Annotated in this window: 12 protein-coding genes; 3 read left to right on the forward strand and 9 right to left on the reverse strand. The window is 45.3% G+C overall.

Features of this window, described 5'->3' with window-relative positions:
- Positions 1-234 precede the first annotated feature (234 nt).
- Positions 235-699: a 6,7-dimethyl-8-ribityllumazine synthase gene (gene ribH, locus F463_RS0110480; RefSeq protein ID WP_018987041.1), complete on the forward strand. Its 465-nt coding sequence runs from the start codon at positions 235-237 to the stop codon at positions 697-699.
- Between the two features lie 60 nt (positions 700-759).
- Positions 760-1,089, forward strand: coding sequence for a DMT family transporter (locus F463_RS0110485; protein ID WP_026295514.1), 330 nt, complete (start codon positions 760-762; stop codon positions 1,087-1,089).
- Between the two features lie 93 nt (positions 1,090-1,182).
- Here the strand turns inward: F463_RS0110485 and narL are convergent, their stop codons facing one another.
- Together narL and F463_RS0110495 are read right to left on the reverse strand one after the other, a co-directional pair.
- Positions 1,183-1,821 (reverse strand): two-component system response regulator NarL, encoded by a 639-nt coding sequence (gene narL / locus F463_RS0110490; protein WP_018987043.1) that lies wholly within the window; start codon positions 1,819-1,821, stop codon positions 1,183-1,185.
- A gap of 15 nt (positions 1,822-1,836) precedes the next feature.
- The gene (locus F463_RS0110495) at positions 1,837-3,684 is read right to left on the reverse strand and encodes a histidine kinase (RefSeq protein ID WP_018987044.1); all 1,848 of its coding nucleotides are present in this window, start codon (positions 3,682-3,684) and stop codon (positions 1,837-1,839) included.
- Between the two features lie 53 nt (positions 3,685-3,737).
- Here F463_RS0110495 and F463_RS0110500 point away from each other — a divergent pair, with 53 nt between their 5' ends.
- On the forward strand, positions 3,738-5,096 hold the full coding sequence (locus tag F463_RS0110500) for a PAS domain-containing protein (protein WP_018987045.1): 1,359 nt from the start codon (positions 3,738-3,740) through the stop codon (positions 5,094-5,096).
- A gap of 548 nt (positions 5,097-5,644) precedes the next feature.
- Here the strand turns inward: F463_RS0110500 and F463_RS0110505 are convergent.
- The 7 genes from F463_RS0110505 to F463_RS0110540 all read right to left on the reverse strand — a co-directional run bounded on the left by F463_RS0110505 (position 5,645) and on the right by F463_RS0110540 (position 12,156).
- Positions 5,645-5,905 (reverse strand): hypothetical protein, encoded by a 261-nt coding sequence (locus F463_RS0110505; RefSeq protein WP_154650050.1) that lies wholly within the window; start codon positions 5,903-5,905, stop codon positions 5,645-5,647.
- A 35-nt stretch (positions 5,906-5,940) separates the two neighbouring features.
- Positions 5,941-6,981: a heme-dependent oxidative N-demethylase family protein gene (locus F463_RS0110510; RefSeq protein ID WP_018987047.1), complete on the reverse strand. Its 1,041-nt coding sequence runs from the start codon at positions 6,979-6,981 to the stop codon at positions 5,941-5,943.
- Between the two features lie 47 nt (positions 6,982-7,028).
- Positions 7,029-7,982 (reverse strand): PDR/VanB family oxidoreductase, encoded by a 954-nt coding sequence (locus F463_RS0110515; RefSeq protein ID WP_018987048.1) that lies wholly within the window; start codon positions 7,980-7,982, stop codon positions 7,029-7,031.
- Complete coding sequence (locus F463_RS0110520) at positions 7,979-8,581, reverse strand: dimethylamine monooxygenase subunit DmmA family protein (RefSeq protein ID WP_018987049.1); 603 nt, start codon at positions 8,579-8,581, stop codon at positions 7,979-7,981. Before F463_RS0110520 ends, F463_RS0110515 begins: the two co-directional genes overlap by 4 nt.
- 383 nt (positions 8,582-8,964) lie before the next feature.
- The gene (locus F463_RS0110530) at positions 8,965-9,930 is read right to left on the reverse strand and encodes an electron transfer flavoprotein subunit alpha/FixB family protein (RefSeq protein WP_018987050.1); all 966 of its coding nucleotides are present in this window, start codon (positions 9,928-9,930) and stop codon (positions 8,965-8,967) included.
- 2 nt (positions 9,931-9,932) lie between these two features.
- The gene (locus F463_RS0110535; RefSeq protein WP_018987051.1) at positions 9,933-10,727 is read right to left on the reverse strand and encodes an electron transfer flavoprotein subunit beta/FixA family protein; all 795 of its coding nucleotides are present in this window, start codon (positions 10,725-10,727) and stop codon (positions 9,933-9,935) included.
- 16 nt (positions 10,728-10,743) lie between these two features.
- Positions 10,744-12,156 (reverse strand): HEAT repeat domain-containing protein, encoded by a 1,413-nt coding sequence (locus tag F463_RS0110540; protein WP_018987052.1) that lies wholly within the window; start codon positions 12,154-12,156, stop codon positions 10,744-10,746.
- Between the last annotated feature and the right edge of the window lie 2 nt (positions 12,157-12,158).

Below are 12,158 nucleotides of genomic sequence, written 5' to 3' on the forward strand. Positions count from 1 at the left end.
AATTAAGAAACATCGTTTCACGATACTGACGCCTGGAAATAAACAATTTCCTTTTATCGCATCGTCGTGAATCATAACCACGTGAAAAGTGACTTTCTATTACCACTTAGGCTTACCTCATAAGTGGTAGCTGCAAGCGAATAAACATCGGATAAACTGCTGATCAGAGTTTCGAAACAGATCTATTCCACAATCTAAAGAGATGTGGTTTCAATCAATTGAAGAGGTTTTAGAATGAAAGTCATAGCAAAAAACTTATCCGGATCAGGGCTCAAAATTGGCATTGTGTTATCAAGATTTAATAGTGCGATTGGTGAAGGCCTACTGGAGGCCTGCACGGAGAAATTACTGGCACTGGGTGTCAGTAGCGATGCTGTCACCATAGCGACAGTGCCGGGTGCTTTGGAAATTCCATTGGCTTTGCAACACATGGCGCTCAGTCAGCAATATGACGCCCTGATTGCCCTGGGAGTCATCATCCGCGGAGAGACTTACCACTTTGAAGTTGTTTCAAATGAGTCAGCACGCGGCATATCCGAAGTGCAACGAAACACCGGTATACCAGTGGCTAATGCGATCCTGACCACGGAAAATGATGACCAGGCTTTGGCTAGAATAAAAATAAAAGGTACAGAAGCGGCGGAAGTGGCCTTAGAAATGCATCACCTCATCAAAGTGACAGACAATCCTGAAACGTGAATCGATGCTCAATATTAAAATGCACTGTCAAGCAACATGGTTGATCTGAAAAGGACTGTTATGAAATGGTTATATCTTGCGCTTGCGATATGTTTTGAGCTACTTGGGACTTCGGCACTTAAAAGTACGATCGGATTCACTAAGTTAGGCCCTAGCCTTCTGACCATATTGGGATATGCTGTCGCATTTTACTTTCTATCGTTATCTCTAAAAGAAATTCCTATCGGAATCGCTTATGCTATATGGTCAGCAGTGGGCATTGTGCTGGTTGCCATAATTGGTTACTTTGTTTATGGACAAGTCTTGGACAAGCCTGCAATCTTTGGAATGGGGCTGATCATTAGTGGTGTTGTCATCATGAATACCATGTCTGAATCCATCGTGCCTTAGCCATACCAGACTCAGAAAACATCCACGTCATGGATAATCTACAAGCGGTCCTTCGTCAGAGATGAACAAACTCTGACGAATATCCGATATCTGTTAAACCACTTTCTTAGTATGCGCCCACACGGCTGCTTCCAGGCGACTTGTTAATTTAAGCTTACTTAACAAGTGCTTGATATGCACTTTCACGGTGGTGTCACTAATGCCCAAATGCCTTGCGATGGTTTTATTATTCAGGCCTTTTGCCAAGCACTCCAAAATTTCCCTTTCACGCTCTGTGAGTGAGACATCATCATCTTGTTTATTCAAAGTAGGGTTCACCAACGCATTCTTCAGAATGTCCGTGAGGCTTTCATGTAACACCGTGATACCAGACATGGCCTTTTTCAGGCTCGCACATAAATCTTCCGGCTCCATATCTTTCAACAAATAACCATCCGCGCCAGCGCGCAATGCTTCCAGCAAATCATCCTCTGCATCAGAAACCGTTAAAACGATACATTTGGTATCAAGCTTGGCTTCTTTAATTCGCGTCAGCGTTTCTATCCCGTTCATGACCTTCATATTCAGGTCAATTAATGCAAGTCCTGGCTTTAATTGTTCAACCAAAGATAACCCTTGTAATCCCGATGCAGCCTCTCCTATCACATCGAACTCAGGATCAGAAGAAATCATCTGCATGACGCCTTTACGGAACAATGCATGATCGTCAATAATTACTACTGTAGTTGCCATTTTCAAACCCCATTTTTATTGCTTTATGCCCTCATTTTTTGGTCGAAACACTAATCGAACCCGTGTTCCGCCTAACCGGCGAGGGATCACCTCAATTTCACCACCTAAACAATGGGCACGCTCGGTCATAATCGCCAACCCATAATGGTGTGGCTTAGCCTCATCAAACGCGGGACCAATACCATCATCGTCAACCATGACAATCACTTCTCCCGTAGACTGCAGCACTAATGAGACTTTGACTTTTTCTGCCCCGGAGTGCCGCACAATATTCGACAATGCCTCGCGGATGACGTGTAGCAAATGAAACTCTTCATTCACAGTCAGCCGGCAGTCCTGTAATCGGTTATCCAACACAATAGAGAGGTTAGAACGGCTGGCAAACTCACTAATCGTCTCTTCCAATACATGGTCCAACCCACGCACATCCATTTGCACTCTGAAAGTCGTTAATAACTCCCTCAACTCTTTGTAAGCATTATCCAAACCTTCACGAATATCATTTGCGATTTCTGAGGCATCCGAACTCACACCCTCCTCGTCGAAGATGCTCTGCAACCGCGCAAGCTGGAACTTCATATAAGACAGAGATTGAGCGAGTGAATCGTGCAACTCCCTGGCAATCACCGCACGCTCCTCAAGCAAAGCCACACGCCGACCTTCCTGCTCCCGAGCCTGAAATCCCATTGCCATTGCCACCATCTGGGAAGTGACTTCAATGAGCTGAATTTCCATATCCTCAAAAAAATGATTCGCATCTGTTTCAATGAGCAGAATGCCTAACCAGCCATTAGAACATGGTAATGGCACGGTAGTGTATTGGATGCATTCACTTTGTATGAGTTTGACCTCATGAGAGACCTCAAACATTTGAAGCTCGCGATCAAATATCCCTTTGTCAAAAGAGAGCGGCATGTAGCTGGAAAAAAGGGCGCGTTGAGACGAAAAACGTGAACCGATATCACTAAACATCAAGGCGACGTTTTTTGCATCCAATGTTTTTTCCATTGAGTAGAGGACCTTCTTGATAGTGATTTCATTTAGGTCCGAGTTTGCAATCAGTCTTGCCAACTTTAGCAGGAAGTCTTGAGACAGTAGCGTCTTTCTCGCCTTATCAGTGCTGATCTTATTTGTCCAGTTAGTTTCTGCCTGATAGCCCTCAATACGCGCTGACATTTCAGCAGTTAATTTCTCAAGTTTCTCAAGTTCATCACCATAATAGGTGTCTTTATCTGCATGAGTCAGATCACTTGGAATCAACTCATAAATCCGACCAAGGCGGGTAACGAGGATGCGCCAAGAAGTGAGCATGATGCATGCTCCAATGCAGATTGCCAGAAATACACATGCCAGCTGCAATATTTGAACGACCGCCTGTTTAACCTCAACATCTTCTTTTGAAGCCTCAACAAACTCATCATAAGCCTCTACGATCTGTTTGCCCTTTAACAGGGTTTGCCCTCTTGGTGTCTCATACAAGCAACATTGAACAAATTCTTGATGTAACTGGCTCAGGTTTTCGTAGGCTGTAGCCAAACGGGTATCGCTCTGCTTCCTGCTCCATGCATAGCTAGCTTTATCAAAGTTACTAATACTAAGGGATAACTTGTATGGTTCGAGTCTCTCACCATCAAGATAGCTTTCCAATTGATAAAGCTCTTGCTTCCATAGAATTTGTTCGCGATAGGCCTGGTTAATTGCCGTCAAATGGTTAGGAATGTAATCAAATAGAAACAAAGAAGTCGCTTGCATAAGGACGATGACTACCATCAAAGAGGCAACAAGAACATGCATGCTGGCATATAGCTTGTGGCCATTGATATACATCTCTAATTTTTTAAAAAACGCTAAAATTTTTCGCATATTGCAAGCAGATTTTCTTATACTCATATTTTGATGTAACTAGGCAGCGGCATATGAGCATCTTTATATTTTCTACGATGATTATCAGTATTATTTACTTAATCGTCCTTGGTTCTTGGCACAGTATTGAAGGCCCTTTTTTAGCACACTTCGCCATTCTGGTGACAATCACCATCGCTATTTTCTCAGCGGCGCTTGTTTTTATTATTCAACCCCTGTTTACTAAATCAAACTCCAACAAAAAGAGTGAGTTTACACAACAACTTTCTTGGCTGAGAGAGACTTCTAATGCCTTATCCTCCCCTGCCGTACTGCTGGATGGCCTAATTGTTAAGTTTGCCAACACTCCCTTCTTGCGTACACTCGGTTTAGTCGGACTTGAAGACCAGATCAAGGGTATGCCATTTACAAACATCATTCATCCAGCGGATCACCAGATATTCGCTGAATTGAATGCTGAAGCCGCGACGGGAACCTCTAACAATGAGTCCACCAACATTCGTCTAATTTCACTTGACGGCTCAGCTATTCCATCAAATGTCAGCCTCACTAAAATGCGCGAGGACAGGGACGCAAATCTGACACTATTTCAATTTACACCGCTTTCCGCTGAACATACACTCAGCAGCGAATTTGACCATCAGTTTAACTATCACTTCATTATCGACAAACTTGAGCAGATTGTTTTCCAGCTCAACTTTGAAGGGAAAATTATCTTTCTCAATCCCGCTTGGGAAAGCTTTCTTGAGTACGCGATCAAAGACAGTCTGAACAAAGCTATTTCTGACTTTGCACATCCAGAAGACAAGCTAATGGTTGAGTCCAGACTTGAATCCGTTGCCTACGGCAGAAAGCCAAGCTTCACGATAGATTTGCGTTTGATCTCCCTCCAAGGAGAATCTAACTGGTTCCGTTTAAGGGCCAGGTCCTCCTCCAACATTTCCGGAGAGAGAACCAGTGTTATTGGCACCATCACTAATATTCAGGATATCAAGGATGCTGAAGCGCAACATTCAGCAAACCGCCGTGCTGCAAATGCCCTGCTCAGTCATATTCCTGGAATGATTTATCGTTGCAGACATGACAGATCATGGACATTTGAGTATGTCAGCGAAGGCTGTATTGATATTACCGGTTACGATTCGCTGGATTTACTGCACGACCCAAGTCTGACCTACAATCTGATTATCCATCCAACCGATAGAGCCGCAGTATGGAAGTCGATTAATCAGCAAATCGCCGAAAATGAAACCTTCAACATCATCTACAGGATCATTACCAGAAAGGGCGAAACAAAACTTGTCCAAGAGATTGGACGGGGTGTGTTCTCAAGTACCGGTGAGCTATTGGCGCTGGAAGGATTCATCACAGCAGCACCTGACAAACCACACTATGTTTCAACGCTATCCTGATCATGCAGCCGACTTGAGCAGCTGCTTCATCGACTTTCGCTGCGCACCACATTTGTCGTATTCCAATACTCGACACCCGTTTGCAGTCAACCTAATTTAAGCTAATAACTAGAAAAGTAGCCCTTAGCTTAATTCATGCCGATGTCCCCATAACTCGCCTTGTCGGAGAGGTTCGGGAGGCAATGAATATTGCCTCCCTTACAAGTCCATTCTCGTTTGTACTGTCACTTGAGAGAGGTAAAGTACAGTGAACTTGTGCTTTCATTTTCATGCTTAAGGCGGTATGAAACAATTATTATTTGGGATTACTCCTTTAAGAGTATTGACTACATTAAAGGCAAGTAGAGTCAGGGATGGTCACAAGCTTACTTCGCTCGATATGTCAAAGAGTGACAGGCATCCACCAATCAAAATTGAATGAACACCTGTCACTAAGACAAGACACGACAGAGAGGGTCGGACAACAGCCATACAAGCGTTGACTGAAGTGTAACGTCTTAACGACCTTAAAAAACGCGTTATGGTCAAAAGCTTTACAAAATGAAGCCTTAGTAACTACGCTTGGAAATTGCGTGCAGTTTGGAGGCGTTCTGAGACTGAAGCTCATAGCCTCTGAGGGCCGCATCTTTAAGAGCTGCATCTGTCCCAACACTTGCAGGTCTAGGTTGTTGATAAGGCCGCTTGCTCAAATTTTGCATCTGTGGGGAATCTATAGCATATTTTATAAAAACGCGATCAGACGCAATTGCCTGAGACATATAACCCAAAGCCATCATTGATGACACGATCACAAAATGTGTTTTCATCATTTTCTTCCTAGATTGTTGTTTCTTGTTACGAAAACTTATTCTGGATGGGCACCATATTCCAACACCTCACCATCGTCGAACTGAGCAAGCCAGTCGATCACATAACGGTGATAGGTAGTCATGCCTTTGTATTCAATCAAATCCGGATGAAGATCTTTCTGCACTCGGTGCAGACGCTTAGCCCATCTTGGATAAGTCGCGATATCTTTAAGGCTGGCCAGGTAACATCTAATACCGAATACGATGGCATTGCTGCGAGGCAGCCTAAACAGGGTCTGCAATTCAACACGCAGGTTTACCAAATCGCCAACAGTTTCATCATTAACCTTTTTACGGTCGATCGCCCACAGCGGATAGTTCTCTGGAGAGGTATCCAGTCTTGGATTGATAGTCATCGTCCAGTTCAGTCTACGTACTGGATTTGCTACCTGTAAATTCAGCAGGTATTTCAAGGCCCTGTCCAATACTCCAAGCTCAGTGACCTTGGGTACAGGGCCATGCCATTCCTGCCATGACATTCCTGTATTGAATGCCAATGACCAGTCTGCCTGGCTTGTTACGATGCCTGCGTCGGCATACAAAGTTCCGTCCCGCTGATCCAACAAGACAAAATCCCCCTGCATTTGTCGTCCCATATATTCAAATGGCTCATACGGCAGTGTGGTGGCATCACCAAAGGTGAACGTGTCGATGATCTCTAATGGACGATTCTTCCAAGTCCATACATTACCGTTCTTGGTGAGCGTGAAATACTCAGGATAATCATTGGCCATGGCCGTCATCGCTAGTTCAAGAAAGTCCCACTGTGCAGTCATCATGTGAGGCAGAGCAGCGTAACGGCCAGGGTCTTGTTCCAGAGTGACACTCTTGTCGAGGCACTCTGAAACATAATGCTCATCAACATCAAATGTATACTCATAGACGGACCCCTTGGCCCCTTTAGCATGTGGCTCGATATTGACCGAATACATGTAATGATCTTCGGAGAAAGGGAAAGGGAAACGTTTGATGGCTTCAGGTGAGTTTTTATAACTATAGTCATCCCGGAATGACTCATCGTTGAAATTTAATTGCATGTTTTTTCGCCTTAATTCTACTTAAAAATAAATGTCGCAAAAGGGGCTCAAAGATCCACAACCAAGCGCTTTCCTTTGGTACGTGATACACAAGGCATAATGCTTCTACATGATACTTTTTCCGAGTCAGACAAATAGTGATCATGGTGCTGGATACCGCCGTCCGTTTCGAGAACAGTCAGCTCACATCGGCCACAGACTCCCCCGCGACATAGCGAATCCGCGGCGACACCCGCTTCTTCAATTGCCTCCAGCATGCTCATTTCCGCTGGCACTTCAACCTCTATGCCAGACCTGGCCAGTTGAACCTTGAACGGCTCACCGACAGGAGGAGCAGAGAACTCTTCGTGATGAATATTGTTTTCAGGCCAGCCCAGGTTTCTTGCAGTTTCCAACACGGCAACAACCATTGGAGAAGGCCCACACACATACACGTGTGTCCCCAACGGCTGATGTCTTAGCAACTCAGTCAGATCAATACGCTCGTTCTGGCTGTCTGCATAACAATACAGTTTGCCTTCACACTTTTCTTCCAATTCATTGACGAAAGCCGCCTGCTCATAAGAACGAAAGGCATAATGCAGCTCATAGTCAGCATCGACGGCTTTGAGGTCCTCGATTTGTGACATGAAAGGGGTAATTCCAATACCCCCTGCAATCAGAATATGCTTATGTGCCAGTTTGGAAAGTGAGAAAAGATTCACCGGGTGCGTAATTTTCAAACGCATACCTACCTGCACACGCTCGTGCATGAACACAGAACCGCCGCGCGAGCTTTCCTGGCGCCGGACAGAAATATGATAGGCTCTGGTATCTGAGGGAGATCCCATCAAAGAATAGGGATTTCTGTATGTTCTCCCCTCAGCATCCATCGTCACTACAATATGGCTGCCACCAGAAAAAGGGGGCAGATCTGCACCATCCTCACTTTCCAGCCGGAAGTGTTTGATTAAAGGGGTAACTTCTTCAACGGCAGCTACCTTTACGTTGATTGTACTCATGGATAAATCTCCTCAATCGCAGGCAACTCCCCAGGAGACTCTGCATCAACCATTAATCCCATATACGCACCCAAATTCCTCGAGAAATGATCGCGTACAAACAGCATGCGCTCGCAACCGTTACAACAAGTAATATTTGTGGTGACATACTTTGTAATCGTTTTGCAATGAACGCAGTAAACAGTTCGAGCAAGTGTATCGACTTGCTCTTTCATGATTTCTGATTCTTGAATACCGAAAGGTTTAGCCGCTGCCACAACGTCCCAGATAAACCCCTCAGAGCCCGCCACATATATGCGCAGTCCCATGGTGGCATCCCTAAGTAACACTTGAAGCTTCTTGAGCAAGTCTTCCTCAAACTTATAAAGATGCAGATCATCCTGGATAATCGACTTGAGGGTGTCTGAGTAATCCAGCTCAATTTGACCGTACTTGCCGTAAAGTACTGTAACCGGCTGTGTAGGATGCATTTGTTGAAATAGCTTGAGAACAGCCATACCACCAATCCCGGTGGCAAGCACGAGGTGCGAAGTTGCTTTTTCATGCCACGTTAAAGAGGTATATATAGGCTTACTTTTAATCCAATATCCACGTTCCATATTGATCTCTTTTTAATTAAAATTGATCGAATCGCCAGCGCCGAATAACCCAATCACCGCTGGCCAATGCATTAAATAGAAGACTAAAGTAATCGCCCCTTCAGGAAAATTACCTTGAAGTTGTACTTCCTAAGAGGTAGACATGTAAAAAAGATGGGCACAGAAAGTGCCCATGTGAAGGAAGATTGAGTTAGTTTGCTAAATCAATGGCGAATCATTGGACGTTCCTGTCCAGATGACATCCAAATCAAGATCCAAACACAAACCATCATACGCATTTTATAAGGGCTTTATAATCACCCAGAAGTGGTACTTCCAAAAGATAAAAATGGGCACCAAGGTGCCCAAAAAGAGAAGCTTCAACGCTTGGATCAAACCTAAGTTTAAGCAGCAAGCTGCGCTTTAAGTTCCTCTTCAATTTCGAAAATATCGGCAACAATGCCGTATTTTGCAATGGTGAAAATAGAGGCTCCAGGATCCGTATTCACAGCGACAATCGTAGGTACATGTTTCATACCGGCCATGTGCTGGATTGAACCAGAAATCCCCATGGCAACATACAGCTTGCATGAACCGACGACCTTGCCTGACTGGCCTACCTGTCTGGATTTTGGTAGCCATCCCGCATCAGCAATCGGACGTGAGCAGCAAAGGGTTGCACCCGCCTGATCTGCCAACTCGCGGAATTGCTCAACGTTTGCTTCTTCACCAATACCACGGCCAATAGACATAATAAAATCGACAGTGGTGATATCAATATCATTACCACCGCCCACCTCTATATAGTCTTTGTTTTGACTGCGAGACTGTACTGACGGTGCATTCATATTGGTCACCATCGGAGTGCCGGCACCTTCCAATGGCTTGAATACGCTAGGACGGATCGTAAGCACAACGGTCGCTTTACCAGGGAAATCCACTTCAACATTGACCTTTTGGTTATAGCCACCACGGGTTGCAACCAGGTCATCTCCTTGATACTCAACAATATAAACATCAGTGGCAAACCCATAACTGGCTTTGCTTGCTAACGATGATGCATAACCAAGTGAGTCAACAGAATGTGGAAGCAATACAACTGACGGATTATGAGCAGCAATCAAAGCAGATACTGAGGCCTCAAAAACATCCGGATCAAAATCGACACATGGTCCTTTGACAACGACAAGTTCATCTACACCATTGACGGATAATGCAGGAACAAAAGAGTCAGCCTGACTGCCAATCACCGCGACAACCACTTTATCATCTGCAGTTTTTTTCAGACTATTTGCGGCGCCAACCAACTCTAATGATACTGGACGTAGGTCGTTACGGCGATGTTCCGCAATCACCAAAATTTTGCTCATGATTATGCTCCTTTGAATTCGTTAATGATTTGAATGATTTTTGCAGCTTGTTCAGAAATAGTGCCTTCAATCATAGTGGCGCGACCTTTTTCTGGGATATACATGCGACGGACTCTGGACATTGATTTGCCTACGCCCACATCATTAGCAGAGAGGCCAATCTCTGCCAGAGAAACTTCCTCAATAGGTTTGGTTGCTGCCTGCTTGATGCCTCGCAATGAGGCGTAGCGTGGCTTGTTAATCCCGAGCTGGATGGTCAACACTGCGGGACAGTTGATTTCAACTTCTTGCAGCATGCCGCCTTCAAGTTCACGGCGAATGACGGCTTTGTTGTCGCCTGGCTTATATTGCAGGTCGGCGACCACTGCCGCATGCGGCCAATTCAAATAGGAGGCCACAGAAATACCGGTTGACGCATAAGCCTGGTCAGAGGATTGCACCCCGGCAAAGACCATATCAGGGGCTTCTTTTTTGATCACCTCTGTCAGAATGCGGCCGATTACAATTGCATCAGATCCTTCTGCAGCGTCATCCCAAACTCGAATTGCGCGGTCTGCCCCTTTAGCCAGACACTTACGCAGGCTTTCATCTACACGGTCAGGACCCACAGATACAACCACCACCTCAACGTCTGTATCACTCGATTCCTTGATTTTCATGGCCTCTTCCAACGAGAAATCATCCCATTCATTCAAGTCATACATCATGAAATCTTCATCTACGTCCAAACCATCGTCTCGAATTTCAAAATCTTCTTCTAGTGCTGCGGTCTGTTTTACTGCCACTAATATCTTCATACCTTCGTCTCCTTCATTACTTCGTTACTAGAAATGTATCGGGCATTTTCAGGCAGATGTTTGCTGCCCACCGATATACCGAAAACCTGACCTGGGAATCTGGATCATCTCGTAGACTCCACTTGTCCTGTGCCTGCAAATGAGGGTTCTGCACGAGCAACATGCGATGCAGGTAGTAGGGATCCTCTAGCAAAGGCAGCAAGGTATTGCGCGTCGCTGACTTATTTAAAATCACACCTCTTCTCACATCTGCTTCCGTTGAACGGACCAACCCTTTTAAAATCGTTTGTGGCGTATTTGGATTGTTTGCGACACCACTTAATACATCTACATCTTTGTCATCCGCCAGCTTGATCAGGATTCTTTGGGATGCATTGGCCTGGTAAGCCACCCCAGATCGCACCCAGGCGTGTTTGTCTTCTGCGAGCATGTTGAGCAAATGAACTGCGCTCATTGTGTTTCTGGCAACCGCCCTTCTGACATCAGCCACCTCATCTACCGCAAGCTTGTACAACACATCCAGTGACGTCGTCGGGTTGCGTGCAATTCTTTGCCTCACCCATGGATCAGCGTCGCTGGACAAGGCTTCAATGTGTTCTTCCGACAAATCAATTCGGGAGGCCACTTCCCGCCTCACCAATTCGCTTTTATCCCTCAACAAATGACGAAAAATGGCGACCGGCGTTAAGGCATTAGAAGCAACTCCAGCACGCACTCCGGCATCATCACAATCTGCGTATCGTTGAAGGCTTTCCTTGCTCACACGGCGATTCCGGGCGAGTACACGCATCATCAACACTTCTTCACTGGCCGCCGATTTAGCAATCAAAGAGGCAGGGCAATGTTCATGTCCAAGAATCGCTGTTTGTGTATAAACATCTGATTTATCAAAAATCCTTGCTAGCAACTCAGCAGAAGCGGATATGTTCTGGGCAATATTTTTATGAATTGCCACTGCTATATCGCTACCAGAGACGCGCTCCGATAACGCCGCGAGGACTTTTGAATTGGCTGACGTGTTTTTACTCAGCGCCAACAAACATTCAACATCGTTAGAATGAAGTGCAATCCTTTTTAAAACCTCCGTCCCACTATTTAAATGTTGAGCAATGAGTTTGGTTAATCCGGACTTGCCCTTTTTGCTTGCATCCTCATACAGGTTGGATAAAACGCCGGAAGAAGTGCCTGGATTTTTATCTAGCCGCAACTCAATGGCGTCATCGTGAATACCAGCTAATGCCGTGAGTACCGAGGCAGGCGTATGCTCCCAGCGAGCGATCGCTAATGCTGTCCGCCTTGTCCCGCAAATCAGAGCTTCCAATTCGAGTTTTGCAATTCCTGTTGCCAGCTCATGCACTGCCGCTGCAATGTAGGGATCTCTCGTTTTGATGGCTAATTGCACCAGCGTATCGGCACTCCCAAACATCATTC

The sequence above is a fragment of the Methylophilus methylotrophus DSM 46235 = ATCC 53528 genome, assembly GCF_000378225.1.
Classification (GTDB): Bacteria; Pseudomonadota; Gammaproteobacteria; order Burkholderiales; family Methylophilaceae; genus Methylophilus; species Methylophilus methylotrophus.